16 protein-coding genes and 1 tRNA gene are annotated in these 17220 nt (G+C 52.3%); 5 read left to right on the plus strand and 12 right to left on the minus strand.

Translation table 11 applies throughout. The features are described 5' to 3' along the window. Position 1: 1 nt before the first annotated feature. Complete coding sequence (locus F0P93_RS08640; protein ID WP_150875989.1) at positions 2–544, plus strand: C40 family peptidase; 543 nt, start codon at positions 2–4, stop codon at positions 542–544. Here F0P93_RS08640 and argB read toward each other — a convergent pair. From argB to F0P93_RS08690, 10 genes are all read right to left on the minus strand, one after another. After that, the gene (gene argB, locus F0P93_RS08645) at positions 541–1338 is read right to left on the minus strand and encodes an acetylglutamate kinase (protein ID WP_150875990.1); all 798 of its coding nucleotides are present in this window, start codon (positions 1336–1338) and stop codon (positions 541–543) included. The two genes, F0P93_RS08640 and argB, sit on opposite strands and share 4 nt — an antisense overlap. After that, positions 1335–2282 (minus strand): N-acetylornithine carbamoyltransferase, encoded by a 948-nt coding sequence (locus F0P93_RS08650; protein ID WP_150875991.1) that lies wholly within the window; start codon positions 2280–2282, stop codon positions 1335–1337. Before F0P93_RS08650 ends, argB begins: the two co-directional genes overlap by 4 nt. Before the next feature lie 28 nt (positions 2283–2310). After that, entirely contained in the window at positions 2311–3438 is a 1128-nt protein-coding gene (locus tag F0P93_RS08655) for an aspartate aminotransferase family protein (protein WP_150875992.1), read from the minus strand. 147 nt (positions 3439–3585) lie between these two features. Next, positions 3586–4743 (minus strand): hypothetical protein, encoded by a 1158-nt coding sequence (locus tag F0P93_RS08660; protein WP_150875993.1) that lies wholly within the window; start codon positions 4741–4743, stop codon positions 3586–3588. A gap of 215 nt (positions 4744–4958) precedes the next feature. Next, the gene (locus tag F0P93_RS08665; protein ID WP_150875994.1) at positions 4959–5687 is read right to left on the minus strand and encodes an alpha/beta fold hydrolase; all 729 of its coding nucleotides are present in this window, start codon (positions 5685–5687) and stop codon (positions 4959–4961) included. 131 nt (positions 5688–5818) lie between these two features. Continuing rightward, positions 5819–6466: a hypothetical protein gene (locus F0P93_RS08670; protein ID WP_150875995.1), complete on the minus strand. Its 648-nt coding sequence runs from the start codon at positions 6464–6466 to the stop codon at positions 5819–5821. A 224-nt stretch (positions 6467–6690) separates the two neighbouring features. Beyond that, positions 6691–7335: a hypothetical protein gene (locus F0P93_RS08675; protein ID WP_150875996.1), complete on the minus strand. Its 645-nt coding sequence runs from the start codon at positions 7333–7335 to the stop codon at positions 6691–6693. A gap of 134 nt (positions 7336–7469) precedes the next feature. Then, positions 7470–8705, minus strand: a complete 1236-nt coding sequence (gene clpX, locus F0P93_RS08680) for an ATP-dependent Clp protease ATP-binding subunit ClpX (RefSeq protein ID WP_150875997.1) — start codon at positions 8703–8705, stop codon at positions 7470–7472. 339 nt (positions 8706–9044) lie between these two features. Beyond that, positions 9045–9509, minus strand: coding sequence for a heme-binding domain-containing protein (locus tag F0P93_RS08685; RefSeq protein ID WP_150875998.1), 465 nt, complete (start codon positions 9507–9509; stop codon positions 9045–9047). A 103-nt stretch (positions 9510–9612) separates the two neighbouring features. Further along, positions 9613–10287: a ClpP family protease gene (locus F0P93_RS08690; RefSeq protein ID WP_114409442.1), complete on the minus strand. Its 675-nt coding sequence runs from the start codon at positions 10285–10287 to the stop codon at positions 9613–9615. Positions 10288–10514: 227 nt separating this feature from the next. Between F0P93_RS08690 and F0P93_RS08695 the strand changes: the two genes are divergently transcribed. Then, positions 10515–10913, plus strand: a complete 399-nt coding sequence (locus F0P93_RS08695) for a helix-turn-helix domain-containing protein (RefSeq protein ID WP_150875999.1) — start codon at positions 10515–10517, stop codon at positions 10911–10913. A 143-nt stretch (positions 10914–11056) separates the two neighbouring features. Here the strand turns inward: F0P93_RS08695 and tig are convergent, their stop codons facing one another. Both tig and F0P93_RS08705 read right to left on the minus strand, forming a co-directional pair. Continuing rightward, a complete protein-coding gene (gene tig / locus F0P93_RS08700; RefSeq protein ID WP_150876000.1) occupies positions 11057–12415 on the minus strand; it encodes a trigger factor in 1359 nt (452 codons plus the stop codon). A 110-nt stretch (positions 12416–12525) separates the two neighbouring features. Beyond that, a tRNA-Leu gene (locus F0P93_RS08705) sits at positions 12526–12607 on the minus strand. 258 nt (positions 12608–12865) lie between these two features. Here F0P93_RS08705 and F0P93_RS08710 point away from each other — a divergent pair. From F0P93_RS08710 to F0P93_RS08720, 3 genes are all read left to right on the plus strand, one after another. Next, on the plus strand, positions 12866–15112 hold the full coding sequence (locus F0P93_RS08710; RefSeq protein WP_150876001.1) for a RelA/SpoT family protein: 2247 nt from the start codon (positions 12866–12868) through the stop codon (positions 15110–15112). 130 nt (positions 15113–15242) lie between these two features. Further along, the gene (locus tag F0P93_RS08715) at positions 15243–15761 is read left to right on the plus strand and encodes a Fur family transcriptional regulator (RefSeq protein ID WP_114409446.1); all 519 of its coding nucleotides are present in this window, start codon (positions 15243–15245) and stop codon (positions 15759–15761) included. A 113-nt stretch (positions 15762–15874) separates the two neighbouring features. After that, positions 15875–17158 (plus strand): adenylosuccinate synthase, encoded by a 1284-nt coding sequence (locus tag F0P93_RS08720; protein WP_150876002.1) that lies wholly within the window; start codon positions 15875–15877, stop codon positions 17156–17158. Positions 17159–17220 lie beyond the last annotated feature (62 nt).

The raw sequence follows: 17220 nt of genomic DNA on the forward strand, positions 1-17220 counted from the left end.
TATGATTAGAAAAGTGCTCCTGACAGCGCTTTGCGTTGTCTCGTTTGGCATTGCTCAAGCCCATCGCCCGCTAAAACGAATCGCAAAAAAGCACCCGGTAAACCATCCCGTTTCGGCGGATACCACCGATCAAACCGCTTTTTACGAGCGGATTCCACTCGTTCACGACATTCTCGGCTACGCCAAAAAATACATTTCTTCGCGGTATCGCTCCGGCGGTTCGTCACCCCGCGGCTTCGATTGCTCCGGCTTCACCCGGTTTTGTTTCAGTAAATTCGGGGTTACCTTACCGCATTCCAGTGCCGCTCAGGGCAACGTCGGTGTCAAAATCGATCAGGAGGTAGCCCGCCCCGGCGACCTTATTTTCTTCAAAGGCCACAGCTCACGCAGCAGTCACATCGGACATGTCGGCATGATTGTCGAGATTGTGGGCGACCGCATCAAGTTCATCCATTCGGCCTGGAACGGCGGGGTGCGTTACGACTGGCTGCACGCGAGTTACTACCAACAACGGTACGTCGGCATACGGCGGGTGGTTGGCTAGGCGGGAACGCCCAAACGCAAAACCGTGCCGACACCACTCCCGCCTACGGCTTCGGCCACCTGGTTGGCGTGGCAGATAATGACGCGTTTCACCCCCTTTTCCACCGCTTTAAAGGCGTTGTCCAGTTTGGGAATCATGCCCTTATTGATCACGCCCTGGCTTTTGTAGTCGGCGTAACTTTCGGGCGTCAGTTCGGCAATCACGCTGTCATCGTTGTCCGGGTCGGCTAAAACCCCCTTCTTCTCAAAGCAATAGACCAGCGTCACCTCGTTGCGAATCGCCATGTCCACCGCAATCGCGGATGCCATGGTGTCGGCATTGGTATTGAGCAGACTTCCGGTGCGGTCGTAAGTCAGGGGTGCAAAAACCGGGGTCAGATTCTGCCGGACAAAATACTGAATCTGGCCGGAATTGACCTCTTCAATATCGCCAACAAAACCGTAGTCGATCGCGCCCACCGCCCGCTTTTTGGAAAGGACGGTATTGGCATCCGCACCGGTCAACCCGATGGCATCGACGCCCATGGCCTGCAACCTCGCCACAATCTGCTTGTTGACCAGCCCGCCATACACCATCGTTACCACATCGAGCATCGGCTGGTCCGTAATCCGTCGCCCCTCGACCATCGTAGTCGAAATACCCAGCTTTTCGGCAACCTGGGTGGCGATTTTACCACCCCCGTGAATGAGAATTTTATGTCCCTGAATCCCGCGGAACGAAGCCAGAAACTGGGTCAGTGCGTCGGGATTGTCGATGACGTTTCCGCCTATTTTAATGATGGTCAGACTGTTCATAATCCTTGCAAGACCCCTTTCAATACCGCCTGCGCCGACCATTCCCGGTTGGCGGCTTGTTCGATCACGAGCGATTGCGGGCTGTCCAATACTTCATCCGTTACTTTCATGTTGCGACGAACCGGCAGACAGTGCATGAATTTTCCGTTGTCGGTCAGTTTCATTTTATCCATCGTCACCATCCACGACGCATCCTGAGTCAACACCTGCCCGTATTGCTGGTAGGAGGACCAGTTTTTGCCGTAAATAAAATCGGCGCCTTCAAAGGCTTCATCCTGGTTGTAGGATACCCGGGCGTTGCCGACAAACTCCGGCGCCAGGTCGTAGCCTTCGGGGTGCGTCACCACAAACTCGGCATCCATGTGGTTGATCCACTCGCAAAACGAGTTGGCCACGGCCTGCGGAAGCGGTTTGAAATGCGGGAGCCACGTCAACACGATTTTAGGACGTTTCCGCACTTTGAACTCTTCGATGGTGATGCAGTCGGCCAGCGATTGCAGCGGGTGGCGGGTGGCTGATTCGAGATTGACGATGGGAACTCCGGCGTATTTTTTGAACTGGTTCATCACCACTTCCCGGTAATCCTGTTCGCGGTCTTTCAGGCCGGCAAAGGCCCGAACGGCTACAATGTCGCAGTATTTGCCGACCACGGCGGCTGCTTCCTTGACGTGCTCGGCTTTGTCGCCGTTCATGACGGTTCCTTCTTCCATCTCCAGCCCCCAGCTATCCTGCCCCACATTCATCATGATGATGTTCATGCCGAGGTTCTGAGCGGCTTTTTGGGTGCTCATGCGGGTCCGCAGACTGGAATTGAAGAAGATCAGGCCAATCGTTTTGTTATGGCCCAGCGACTGATCGGCAAAAGGTTTCTGTTTGGCATTCAATCCCTCCTGAATGAGGGCATTCAAATCGGTTACGTCGTCGTACGCTAAAAAATTGGTCATTTCTAGTAGCAGAGTCAGGTTTAAGCGGTTAAGAAACTACGCGCACTTCTTTGCTCAATGCTTCCAGAAATACATCGACTTCCTCGCGGCCCAGCGCCAGCGAAGGCAGCAGGCGAATGGTATTTTTTCCCGCAACGCCTGTAAAGATGCGGTGTTCGAACAGCAACGAATTCCGCAATGATTCGACCGGAAAATCATACTCGATTCCAATCATCAACCCCCGGCCCCGCAGGTCTTTGTAACCGCCAATCTGCCGAACGCCGTCCATGATGTATTCGCCGATTTGGGCGGCATTTTCGATCAAATTCTCTTCCTGCATGATGTCCAGCACCGCAATACCGGCTGTACAGGCCAGGTGGTTGCCGCCAAAGGTGGTGCCGAGCAAACCGTACGTCGCATGGAATTTTGGCGAAATCAGCACCCCGCCAATCGGAAAACCGTTGCCCATGCCCTTCGCCATCGTGATCAGATCCGGCGTGATGCCGCTGAACTGGTGGGAGAAGAACTGGCCCGAACGTCCATAACCGCACTGCACCGCGTCCAGAATCAAAATGGCACCGGTTTCGTCACACTTCTGACGCAGGGCTTGCAGAAACGCATCGGAAGCGACCTGAATCCCGCCAACACCCTGGATGCCTTCGATGATCACGGCACAGGTTTCGTCGGTAATACCGGCTTTTGCGGCTTCGATGTCGTTGAACGGCAGGAACGTAACGTGTTCGTTGTAGTTGATGGGGGCTACGATGGCCGGGTTGTCCGTAGCCGCTACGGCTCCGGCGGTCCGGCCGTGGAACGACTTTTTGAACGCCACCACGTTTTTCCGACCCGTATGGAACGACGCCAGTTTCAGGGCATTTTCGTTGGCTTCGGCCCCGGAATTGCACAGAAACAGCGCGTAATCCGGGTAGCCCGATAGCGTGCCCAGTTTTTCCGACAATTCTTCCTGCTGCCGAATCCGTACGGAATTGGAATAGAACGAAATCCGGTTCAACTGCTCCGTCAACGCCCTGACGTATTTGGGATGGGTATGGCCGACTGAAATAACCGCGTGACCACCGTATAAGTCGAGGTAACGATCCCCCTTGGTGTCCCATAAATAGCTGCCCTGCGCCCGAATGGGTTCGATGTCGTAGAGCGGATAGACGTTGAAAAGCATTTTGAAACTGGATTAAGCGAATTACTAATTTCAGGTACTTGATTTTCAGCCTGCAATTTTACGCATTCTGACGATAAATCGTTGCTAAAAATGTAAAAAGCAGGCCTGACTGCCTGCTTTTGATAACCATCAAGAGCGAACAGAGGTTCAAAGTCGGCCGGCGGGTCGTTTACCCGTCGCCAAAACCGCCACCTGATCGGGCGAAAAGGGGGCTTCGTACAGGGCCGCCGATTCGTGGTAGCAGCGGAAGAGGTCGGCAATGAAGTGAATTCGCTCGGGCATATCGGCCCAGTCGCGCGCGCCGGTTTCCAGCAGGCTGTTGGCCGTCGGGTCGATTTGGAGCAGCAGCGTTTGCAAATCCGGGTTGGTAATCAGCCGGAGCGAAGCCGGAAAATCCACCAGCAAATCGCGGCCCAGCCGCAGTCGTACATTGGGTGGAAAGGACATCGTCATCAGTTGTTCAGTCACCACCAGCCGAATCTGCTGATGGATGGCCGCCACCAGCGATTCGATGGCGCGGTCCAGGGGGGCAATCTGACCGATGGTTTCCAGAAAGAGCAACCGCATTCGGCCCAGCACACTGCCCGCCGGAAACACGAGTTCCATCAGGCGGTTTTTCAGCACTGCCGGATCAATGGGAGCCAGGTTGAGCGATTCGACAATTTCGGGTTGCAAGCGGGTTTGTTCGTGAAAACCGATCCGGAGATTCGCCAGCAGCCGGAGTTCGGCCTGTTGCTTCGGATCGGTTTCAAACCAGGATTGGTAATATGACGTGAAAGCCTGCCGCAGATATTGCTGCCCTTCCGGTGGGTTGCCGGGCCGGAGTTCCCGTAGAAACTGTTCGAGATGAGCCGGATCGTAAACCGGATCCGGCTGACAAATCGCCATAAACCGGGCAAACTCGCGCCCGATTTCGATAAAAACCTTCCGGTTTCCCCGGCTCACAGCCTCGCTCGCCCGGTTGAGCGCGGTCATAACGACGGTATTCCAGATCAGGGTGCGAATGGCATCCGGTTTCTGTTTGGCACCCAATTGCCGCACCAGACCAATGATTTTCTGAATGGCCTCGCCGGCTTCCGATTGAATGCGTAAACGGGCTTCCAGTTCCCGGACCCCATCTTCCCGGCGGATGGTTTGCCCGGCCTGTTTGGAAGCCCAGGTGGCGTAAGTACACCAGTTGGCTCCTGCGCCGGAGCGTTCGGCAAACACCGCCGAAAGTTCGTGGTAACACTGCGTAATCTGCAGGTTTCGAACCACTGGGTCGGTCAGGGCCGCAATTCGTTCGACATCGGCGACCGTGGGCATGCGTCTGCTGTGTAAAGGGGTGTGGTGAATTGCGGATTCCGTCATAACTTCCCTCCGTAGATATGGGCCTAAAGGTATCGCAAACCACCCGAAACCAGCCGGGTGATTTATTAATCGGTCATCCGGCTTTTATCCCCTTTCAGTTCCGGTTGCCGTAAAACGAAAAGCGGTATCAGGTTCCCCCCATACCGCTTCGGATTCCTTCAATGGTGTCGTTATAAACCGGCCACAAAGTCCCGGAGGGCCGTTATCACGTCGTCCGGGCTTTCGATCATGCCCAGATGGCCGGCATTTTCCAGAACAACGGTTTTCGCATTGGGAACCGCTGTGAACAATTCCCGGCTTTTTTCAATCGGTACGAGCTGGTCCTGTTGCCCGGCAATAATCATTACCGGGAAAGTGGCCTCTTTCAAAACCGCCGTCCGATCGGCGCGAGAAGCCATGGCCTTGACCCCCGCAATGAGGGCTTTTGCCGGGAGTGTCGAATACTGCTGGACGAACTGCTGGACCACATCCGTATGGTTTTTACGGAAGGTTTCCCCGAACATTTTAGGAACAGTTTGTTCGATGAAAGACTCCGAACCGTTGGCCTGCATGCTGTCGACCGCTTTCTGCCGGGCTTGTTTCTTGGTTTCATCATCGGCAAAAGCCGTTGAATTGAGCAACACCAAACCGCTGATCAGTTCCGGATGTTGTTCGGCAAAAGCCAGCGCAATGTAGCCTCCCATCGAATGGCCGACCAGCACGCACGATTCGATTTGTGACGATTGCAGAAGGCTAAACAGGTCCTCGGCGTAGGCTTCCATTGTTTCGTGCCGGGTTTGTTCCGAAAGATCCGGTTTCACAACGCGGCCGAAAGTGGTCAGCTCGTCATAGACCGCGTTCCAGATGGCCGCATCGACGCCGTGGCCGTGAATCAACACTATAACCGGTTTCTCACTCATCGTTCGATTGTTTTTAAGGTGTGTAGAGGTAATAACCAGGAAGTCTGAAAACAGTTTGGCGTAGTAGCCAACCCGAAAGTCGATTACTACGCCAAATTTATCAATGTTTATAACGGAAAAGGTGCGCGTTGTTACGACTGCGCAAGCACATCCACCAGGATCAGTACCAGACCGGCAATCAGTGCTAAAAGACCAATCAACGACAAGACCGGAATTCCCAAAATAACTAAAATCAAACCTACTACGCCGAGAATCACACCCGCCCGGAGCGTCCGGCTCATGGCTTTTGCTTCGTCCGGAGCCAGCGAATTTTTGATTTTCTTGTCGATTTTCTTCATCATCATCCGCTCCGCCAGATTCATTTTGTGCGTCGGGGTCAATGCTGAAGCTGATGCCTTCGTGGTCGTGGCAGCAGATTTAGCACTCGCTTCGGCCAGCATGGTTTGAACGCGGGCCATCCGCTTTTCCAGCTTTTTGTTACCAGCCAGTTTATTATCATTGCGAGCAACGGCTTCCTGGAGTTTCTGCTCAACGTTTTTCAGTGCTGCCGCCGTAGTCAGGGGAGTAGCCTGCTCAGCGGGCGTCAGGGCCGGGGTTTCTACCGATACCACCGCTACGTCTTCTGCCTGGGTCGGCGTAGCCTGAACCGCAGGAACTTCCTGACGGCTGCCAAAGCGTTCGACCGGCATTTTCTGATAGGTAGCATAGGGACGGCTACAGGCACTCAACAAAGCTGAAGAAAGCAGTGCATACACTGCCAGTTTGGAAAATGTTCTCATGAAATGTAAAATGGAGATTAGATGAGTAATGTGTATTCGTTGTAACTGGGGGCAAAAAAGCAGAATGATTAGCATCCCTGCAAAACTTGACTCTACTTTTTACGAAAAAGTCTGTAGGCAAACGGATAATTTTATTTACCGCACCTAAAAACGGTCATTTCGCGCCAAAATAGCGGAAAAGCAACGTGCCCGGTTTCGAAAAACCAGGCACGCTATACGTTCGGTCAGACGATCAATCCGACCAGCAGCAGAACAAGCCCGACAATGAGCAGTGTAATCCCGATGGCGTTGGAGGTCGTAGCTAAGTATAAAATCAAACCGACCAGGGCCACAATGGCACCCACGGTCACGATGACGTTGACGGCTTTGGGGGCATTGGGGTAGTTCGGAGCCAGGGCTCTTTTGATTTTTTTATCGACGTTTTTCAACATCAGCCGTTCGGCCAGATTGGGCTTTTTGGCCACACCGGCTTTGCGGGAATCCATCGACGTCTGAGTGGTTTCTGCACCCAGCATCTTCTGAATGCGGGCCATGCTCTTCTGTAGCTTGTTACCCGTTACTTTATTGGCACTGCTGGCCACCGCCTGGTCAACGGCGGCTTTGGCTTTTTCTATTTCGGCCGACGGTGTGTTGACTACGGCTACCTCCGGACTGGCAGCCAGGGATTGAGAAAGCGAAGGAGAACTTACGACATCCTGAGGGGTTGTAGCCAGGACCGTTTCAGTAGGCACTGCTACCGGGGTTTGGGTTTTCCGGCTGCCATAATGCTCGACAGGCATTTTCTGGTAAGTGGCATACGGACGGCTGCAGGCGCTGAATAAAACCGTGGCGATCAACGCATAAATCACGTTTCGGGAAGAAGTTTTCATACGGGTATAATTGAGGTTTTGACGAAGCATGATGGTTGCTTCGTATCCAAAACTTCCCAAAACCGTATTTGTTCTGTTTCCCAAAAAAAATCTGACCGACCGGAACCGAACCCATTCCGGTTCCGGTCGGCAGACTAGGCAGCTGACCGAAGAACGTGCAGCGACGACTTGCCGAATTTCTCCCGGGCGTAGTCGACCGTGATGGTTAATTCTTTCACTTCCTTCGTTGAGGGAAGTTCATACATGGCATCCGTGATGATCGACTCGCAAATGGAACGTAACCCTCTGGCTCCCAGGTTATACACCATGGCCTGATCGACTACGTAATCGAGGGCCAGATCGTCCCAGTACAATTGAATATCTTCCATCTGGAACAGCTTGGCATACTGCTTCGTGATGGCGTTTTTGGGTTCCGTCAGAATCCGGCGCAAGGCTTCAGAACTGAGGGGTTCGAGATAGGTTAAAACGGGCAAACGGCCAATTAATTCCGGAATCAGACCGAACGATTTCAGATCCTGCGCCGATACGTGCCGCATCAGGTGCGCGCGCTCCAGCGAATCGTTCAGCCGACGGCCACCCGAAAAACCGATGGGCCGGGCATTGACGCGCTTCCCAATGTGCCGGTCGATGCCGTCAAAGGCTCCTCCGCAGATGAACAGGATATTTTCCGTGTTGAGCGCAATCATGCGCTGGTCGGGGTGTTTGCGCCCGCCCTGGGGTGGCACATTGACGATGGACCCTTCCAGCAGCTTCAACATCGCCTGTTGTACGCCTTCCCCGCTCACGTCGCGGGTGATGGACGGATTGTCTGATTTCCGGGCAATTTTGTCGATCTCATCGATGTAAACAATACCCCGCTCGGCGTTTTCGACATTGTAGTCGGCAGCTTGCAACAACCGCGTCAAAATGGTTTCCACGTCTTCGCCCACATACCCGGCTTCGGTTATAACCGTGGCGTCGGCAATGCAGAAAGGCACCTGCAGGATTTTAGCGATGGTACGCGCCAGGTAGGTCTTGCCGGTTCCGGTGTCCCCTACCATCACAATATTCGACTTTTCAATCTGAATTTCGTCGTTCGACGGCGGCTGCATCAACCGTTTGTAGTGGTTGTAAACGGCAACGGTCATCACTTTTTTGGCCTCGTCCTGCCCAATGATGTATTGATCCAGGTAACTTTTCATCTCCATCGGTTTGACGAGATTGAAGTTGGGGCGATCTTCCGGATTCGACCGTTTGGGTTTGGTTTCTTCCAGCACTACCTGATGGCCCTGCTCGATGCAGAAGTTACAAATATGGGCATCGATGCCCGACAGCAGGAGGGTTACCTCGTTTTTCCGTCGTCCGCAGAACGAACAGCTCACTTGTGGCATAAAAATTTTTCTAAACGATTTAGATCGCGTTTTCGCTTAACGTTGGGTACCAGCCGCCGGGTTCCGGCTCAACTGATAAAAAGCAGGACCCACTGGGGGAACCAGGTCGTGCCAAAACAAATATACTAGAAAATTTGGTTGGGTAGTTTGTACGCGTCGACCACAGAAGTCCATCCAAACCCGCTTTCGGCAGATCGCCCTTGGAATTCCGATTGAACAGTAAACGTAAAGAAGGCGCAAAACGGCAACAGAAGAGCATTGGGGCCGTTCTGTGCCTGATCGGACGCAGAACAGACTCCGGATTGGGACCACAATCCGGTTCCTTTTTGTGCCGGCTTTTTATTTTTCGGGAATTACCCCCAGCCTCGCCCGCTCCGTTTTGATCCAGTCGACAATCAGTTGCTTCTGGGCTTCACTCAATTTGGCATCCTGATGAATCAGCGTATACGCTGGCAAGGGCATATTGCCTTCCTCAACCTCCTCGGCTACTTCTTCCAGCTTGTGATCCATGCGCTTTTTGTCGTACTGCGCAAAATTGGAGAAATTGAGTTCGCTTTTGCCCTCATCGACGTGATTGGCCAGCCACAGGCTCACCGGACTGACGCTGGCATACCAGGGGTATGTTGTGTGGTTGGAGTGGCAATCGTAGCAAGCCCGTTTCAGGGTGGTCATCACCGCATCCGGTACCGTTACAAAATGCGTAACGTCCTGGGGCGTATCTGCGGGTCCTTCATTTTTTTCGGGCCGAATAAATTGAATACCAACGAATAATACGACAAGTCCGATCAGGATATTCTTTTTCATAGCCGTAGTTTAGAGGAAGACGCTAAAATAGTGACTTTCCAGGTAAAAAAAACGGAAACCATCATAGACAGTTTCCGTTTTTAGGGAGCCAATTTCCCGAATCTTATTTCTCCCGACGCAATACTTCATCGATCAGGCCGTATTCCTTGGCTTCTTCAGCCCGGAACCACTTGTCACGATCGGAATCTTTTTCAATTTGCTCCTTCGTTTTTCCGGAGTGGTCCGCGATGATTTCGTACAATTCATCCCGCAGTTTTACGATTTCGCGGGCAGTTATTTCGATATCGACCGACTGGCCCTGCGCTCCCCCCGACGGCTGGTGAATCATCACCCGGGCGTGGGGCAGTGCCGAGCGTTTGCCGGCGGCTCCACCACAAAGCAACACCGCACCCATCGAAGCGGCCAGACTCGTGCAAACCGTGGCGACGTCGGGCCGCACATACTGCATGGTGTCGTAAATTCCCAAACCGGCATACACCGAGCCACCGGGGCTGTTGATGTACATCAGGATATCCTTTTTCGGGTCGGCAGATTCCAGGAAAAGCAACTGTGCGACAATGATGTTGGCGATGTTATCATCAACGCCCATCCCCATGAAGATGATCCGGTCGGCCATCAGCCGGGAGAAAACGTCGACCTCGCGGAAGTTCATCGGACGTTCTTCAATCACGGAGCGGGTCATATTTTCAACGGTATGGTTCACGTAGCCATCCACCGTCAACCCGTTCAGACCCATGTGGTGAACGGCAAATTTGCGGAATTCATTTCCTTGATTCATACTGATTATTCTTCTGTTTAGCGCAACGAAAATACAAACTTAACGCACTCTCTGGTATCCGGTTGTCAGCCTTCGTTTTTTTTTCGGAACAAAGGCGTGTTGAAGACTGAAAACCGGTTTTGAAACCAACTTCCCCTTCGTCCGTGTTACGATACAAAAATGGGCAATCAAACCCGGTTTTGATAGTCGGTTTGACTTATTATATTATCAGAATTTCTTGAGACGTCATGACGATAAGTTCCCAAATCCGTTTACTGCGCCAACAGAAAGGGTATTCGCAGGAAAATATGGCCGATATGCTGGGCCTCTCCACCACCGCTTACGGAGACATTGAGCGGGGAAAAACGGATGTAACGATCTCGCGCCTGCAGCAAATTGCGACGGCACTTGGCACCACGGCGGCCCAGTTGCTGTCGGGCGAAATCCTTCCTCATCAGGAATTGTATCCGGCCGAAGTGGTTCACCAGGTCGAAATCCTGAAAACCGCGCAACAGCGGAAAGACCTGGAAATCGAAAAGCTTCGGATGGAAGTGGCCTACTGGAAACGGAAAGCCGAAGAGATGGCCCTCGTCGAAGTCGTCCGCCATTTTGTCCCTCCCACCGACCGAAACCGAATCGGGTTTTAATGCCCACCCTGTTAGCGCCGGGCCGACGTTTCGGTCGAAGACCCTGACAGCGGTGGGCATTAAAACCCGATTCTTTAAACAACACCTCCACCGCTGTCAGGGTTTACAACCGAAACGTCGGCCCGGCGCTAACGGGGTAAGCATTATACCGGCTGGCGGGTGCTCACGAGTTCCTTGAACTCATCCACGGAAACCGTCCGCGGCTCCAGCGTCAATTTGCTCTTGATCAACTCGATCACTTTATCGTCGGAAAGGCGGTTGTACATTTTCATGTAATTTTCGCCTTTTTCATCCATCAAATACTGCTGGGCAATCTTGTCGATGCTTTGGTTCATCGACTCATCATCGCCGTAAAAACCGAACTGCTCGCGCACCATGCCCCGGGTCACGTTCAGCACATCTTCGTAGGTTACGTTGATTTCGTTCTGGCTGGCAATTTTATTTTTGATCAGTTGCAGTTTCACCGACCGGGCGAAAGCGTCGTATTGCTCTTCCACTTCCGCTTCCGTCACACTGCCTTCGTTGGTGGACAGCAACCACTGCTTCAGAAAATCGTCCGGCAGCCCGATGGTGATGTTATCCAGCAAAGCCTGCTCAATGTCAAGCCGTTCCAGTGTCGCCGACTCGCGTCCGTAGTTGCCTTTGATCACTTCCAGTACCTTTTCGCGGAACTGATCTTCCGTTTCAACCACATCTTTCCCCAAGACTTTATCGAAAAACTCCTGGCCAATTTCCGCCGGTTCGCTGCGGGTAATGTCATCGACGGTAAAGGTAAATTCACCTTCCAGATTGGCGGCTTCTTCGCCTTTCAGACCCGTTGCCAAAGCCCGGGCTTTTTCGTCAACAAATGTTTTCTGAATATCGAAGGTAACCGTATCGCCTTTTTTCAGGCCCACAAATTTCGGCAGTTCTTCGGCCGCGATTTGCTTGGTTGGGAAAGCGGTTTTGGTGGCAAACGGCTCGCCGTCTTCTTTCGCCTGTTGCTTCAGTTCGCCATAGATCATGTCGCCTTCGGCGGATTCTTCGACGTGCGCCTGACCACTAAACCGGGTTTTCAGTTCTTCGATGGTGGAATTCAACTCGGTTTCACCCGCCTGAATTTCGTAAGAAGGCACCGGCGGCAAAGCGTCGAAATCGACTTCAAAATCCGAAGCCAGGCCCAGGTTATAATTGAATTCAAACTCATTCTGGCTATCCCAGTCGATGGCGTCGGCCTGCTCGCGGTCGGGCAGCGGATCGCCGACCACCTGCAATTTATGGTCGCGGATGTAGTTGCTGACCGTGTTTTTCAACAACTCGTTGATTTCTTCCACCAGCACACTTTTGCCGTACATTTTCTGAATCAACGAGGTAGGCACTTTGCCCGGACGAAACCCTTTGATGCTGGCCCGACGTCCGTAGTCTTTCAATTTCTTATCTACTTCCGGCTGATAGTCGCTTTTCGATAGCTTGATTTTCAGCGAAGCGTTGGTTTCCGTTGATTTTTCTAATGCAATTTCCACGAGGCAATAATTTTGAATGTAAGAATGAGTGAATGAGTGAATGTTTACCGGAATAGCCCTTGGATGACTTATTCACGCATTCACGCATTCACTCATTCGAAATTAAACCGTACGGGCGGAGGGACTCGAACCCCCATGCCTTGCGGCACCAGATCCTAAGTCTGGCACGTCTACCAATTTCGCCACGCCCGCGAATATCTAGTTTAGGCATTTAGTCGTTAGGGGAGTGAAGCGTTCTGTATTTGCGCCCAAGCCCATCCTGTTCTAACTCCCAAACTAATTTTGGCCTGCAAAAGTACAAATGATTTCTGTATTGAGCAACCCCTTCCGGAACGAGGATTATTTTTTCTAACTATTCCTTTGATTTGCTGAGCCAGTTTTCTAATATTAATGTATATCCTGTACCCGAAAGTGATGCAGCGTATAACCCAAGAAGAAGGACGCACCCCTATGGACATAACCGCTGAACCGGTCATTGACCTTGACCAGGAACGGAAAGAAATTTTGAAGTGCTACCGCCGGTTACTGCGGGAAGCGAAACCGATGTTGAAGGATAACGACGCCAAATTGATCAAAAAGGCGTTTAACACCTCCCTGGAAGCTCACCAGAGCATGCGCAGGCGGTCGGGCGAGCCCTATATCTATCACCCGCTCGCCGTTGCCCAGATTGCCGTTGAAGAAATTGGATTGGGAACCACCTCCATCGTTGCCGCCCTGCTGCACGATGTCGTGGAGGATACCGACATGACCATTGCTGACATCGACCGGCTCTTCGGTCCGAAGGTTGCCAGGATCATCGACGGCCTGACCAAGATTTCGGGAAAATTCGAATACGGCACCTCGCAACAGGCCGAGAACTTCCGCAAAATGCTGCTGACGTTATCGGACGATGTGCGGGTAATCTTGATCAAACTGGCCGACCGGTTGCACAACATGCGGACGCTCGACTCGATGCCCCGCGACAAACAGCTCAAAATTGCTTCCGAAACGATTTACATCTACGCCCCCCTGGCCCACCGGCTGGGGTTGAACGCGATTAAATCAGAACTGGAGGATCTGTATCTAAAATACGCCGAACCGGAAGCCTATAAAGACATTGCCCGGAAACTGCGGGAAACCAAAACCTCCCGGGATCGCTTCATCGCCCGTTTTATTGAGCCGATTGAGGACGATTTGAAAGAAATGGGCTATGATTTTGTGGTGAAAGGCCGCCCCAAATCCATCTATTCCATCTATAATAAACTCAGCAAGCAGAAAAAACCCTTCGAGGAAATCTTCGATCTGTTTGCCATCCGGATCATTCTAAACGTGCCGCCCGAAAGCGAAAAGGCCGGTTGCTGGCAGGCATATTCGGTCGTAACGGATCATTACAAGCCCAACCCCGACCGGCTGAAAGACTGGATCAGCACCCCCCGCGCCAACGGCTACGAGTCGTTGCACACCACGGTCATGAGCAAAGCCGGGCAGTGGGTCGAAGTACAGATCCGGACGGCCCGCATGAACGAAATCGCCGAAAAAGGCTACGCGGCCCACTGGAAATACAAAGGCAACGAAACCCAGACCGGGCGCGGCATCGAAACTTGGATTAGCCAGGTGCGCGAAATGCTCGAATCGGCCAGCAACGAAAAAACTGGGGCCATCGAGTTTCTGGACGATTTCCGAAGTAACCTGTACAGCGAGGAAGTTTTCGTCTTTACGCCCAAAGGCGACCTGAAGGTTTTGCAACGGGGCGCCACGGCCCTGGATTTTGCCTTCGACATTCACACGCAGATTGGGGCGCGGTGTATGGCGGCCAAGGTCAATACGACGCTGGTGCCGCTCAGCCACGTGCTCAACAATGGTGATCAGGTCGAGATCATTACCTCCAACAAACAAAAACCGAACGAGGACTGGCTGCGGTTTGTGGTGACGTCGAAAGCCAAAACCAAGATCAAAGACCTCATCAAGGAGGAGAACAAACAGCATATTACGGACGGGCGCGAAGCCGTGGCCCGAAAATTGAAAACGCTTCGTCTGGAAATGACGAACGAGGTCCTCAATCAGCTTCGGGCCTATTTCGGTTCCAAAACCTCCAATGATTTCTTTTATCGCGTTGGCAAGGGACACATTGATGTTCAGGAACTGAAACGGTTCAAGTCAGACAAGGAATCCAAGGAAAACCGCCAGAATAAACTCAATACCGACACGCTTCAGGACGGAAAACAGTTTGAAAAAGAACTGAAAAAACTCCACGGCGAGCGGGCCGACGCCGACATGCTGCTGATCGGCGAAGACATGGACCGGATCGATTACACGCTGGCAAAGTGCTGCAATCCGATCTCGGGCGACGACGTTTTCGGGTTTGTGACGGTAAACGAAGGCATCAAAATTCACCGAACCACCTGCCCGAATGCCGTCGAACTGATGTCGAACCATGGCAACCGGATTATCAAGGCCAAGTGGACGTCGCAGCGCGACCTGGCTTTTCTGGCCGGTTTGCGGATCACGGGCACCGACCGCGTGGGTCTGGTGAACGATGTGACCAAAATCATCAGCAACGAACTGCACATCAACATCCGGTCGATCACGATTGACTCGAAAGACGGAATTTTTGAAGGCACCCTGAAGTTATACGTTCACAACACCCGTCACCTCGAAGAATTGATGAAAAAACTCGAAAAAGTCGATGGAGTCGTGAAAGTAGCCCGGTTTGATTAATTTTGTACTGCATTAGCGAGTTCTGGGATTCTGGAGTGGATGGATATGGGTGCAAATAGTCTCGTATATACTTTACTACCAGCTTCTTAAGCTCAACACGCCGAACTCCGGAATCCATAAATGTGAAGTTATGCCCATAGCGAAACAAGCCAACCTCGATGCCGCAAAGAAAATTTTCACGGCGTATTTAGAAAGCAAAGCCCTGCGGAAGACCCCGGAACGCTTCGCTATTCTGGAAGAGATCTATAACCGTGAAGATCATTTTGATGTCGATGAACTCTACATCTCGATGAAAAATAAGAAGTACCAGGTCAGTCGGGCGACGGTTTACAACACCCTTGATGTGTTGGTGGATTGTGATCTGGTAACGAAACATCAGTTTGGAAAAAATCTGGCCCAGTACGAGAAGTCGTACGGCTACAAGCAGCATGATCACATTATCTGCACGGATTGCCACCACGTGATGGAGTTCTGCGATCCACGCGTCCAGAACATTCAGTCGCTGGTGGGTGACATGCTGAAATTCAACGTGATGCACCACTCGCTGATTTTCTACGGAAGCTGCCAGCGCGACCATTGCGAAAACCGGTCCAAAAGCGAGGAAGAGAAAGATCTTCAGGAACACGGCGGTCAACCGCTGGTGTCATAGACATTACTAATTATGGGACAATAACACTAATTATGGGACAATAACGCCCAAACACTTCGTTTCAACGACTAAAACCTAACTCGATGAACGCAGTCATTTTTTAAATTTTTATTATGGTAGATGTATTACTCGGCCTGCAATGGGGCGACGAAGGTAAGGGGAAAATTGTAGATGTACTGGCCCCGCAGTACGAAGTGGTGGCCCGGTTTCAAGGTGGACCGAATGCCGGTCATACGCTGGAATTTGACGGCTATAAGCACGTCCTGCACCAGATTCCGTCGGGAATTTTCCGGACGGATATTAAAAATATCATCGGAAACGGCGTCGTTCTCGACCCGATCGTGTTCCGGAAAGAGATCGACGGTTTAGCCAAGTACAAGCTCGATCTGACGCGTAACCTCTTTATTTCCAAAAAAGCATCGATTATTCTGCCGACCCACCGCCTGCTGGATGCGGCTTATGAACTGTCCAAAGGCGAATCGAAAATCGGTTCGACTCTGCGCGGAATCGGCCCAACGTACCAGGACAAAGTAGCCCGTCAGGGTCTGCGCGTAGGTGATGTGCTTTCGCCGAACTTCCGGGCCAAATACACCAAACTGGTGGATCTCCACAAGATCACGCTGGATCACCACCAGTTTGATTACCAGTCGGTTTTGCCACAGGCCGAAGCAGAATTCTTCGAAGCGGTGGAGTTTATGAAGCAGTTTCAGCTGGTTGAAAGTGAATACGAAGTCAACCGGTCCCTGAGTGCGGGCCAGAAAGTGCTGGCGGAAGGTGCGCAGGGATCACTGCTCGATATTGATTTTGGCTCCTATCCTTTCGTCACCAGTTCGAACACGATGTCGGCGGGTGCCTGCACCGGCCTGGGCATTGCGCCCCGGCAAATCGGTGAGGTGTTCGGTATTTTCAAAGCCTATTGCACGCGTGTTGGCAGTGGCCCCTTCCCCACCGAATTGTCGGACGAAACCGGCGAACGGATGCGGGCGGAAGGCCGGGAGTTCGGCGCGACGACGGGTCGCCCCCGCCGGTGTGGCTGGCTCGACCTGCCCGCGCTGAAATACGCCATCATGATCAATGGCGTGACACAACTGATTATGATGAAGGTCGATGTTCTGAACATTTTCGACACCATCAACATCTGTACGCATTACCAGTTGCCGGACGGTACAGTTACGGAACAACTGCCTTACGACCTGTGTGATACGGCTGTCGTTCCGATTTACAAGGAATTCAAAGGCTGGAAAACCGATCTGGCTACCTTTCATACCTACGAAGAAGTGCCGGCCGAACTGGCTGCTTACATCGACTTTCTGGAAGCCGAACTGGGCCTGCCGATCAGCTTTATCTCGACCGGACCGGATCGGGGCGCAATCATTCACCGCGAAGCCGTGGTGTAACACCCGGTTTATACTACTGATTTGAGAGACCTGCAAGGACGAAAGCGCCCTGTAGGTCTTTT

It is taken from the genome of Larkinella humicola, assembly GCF_008727875.1.
In the GTDB taxonomy this organism is placed as follows: Bacteria; Bacteroidota; Bacteroidia; order Cytophagales; family Spirosomataceae; genus Larkinella; species Larkinella humicola.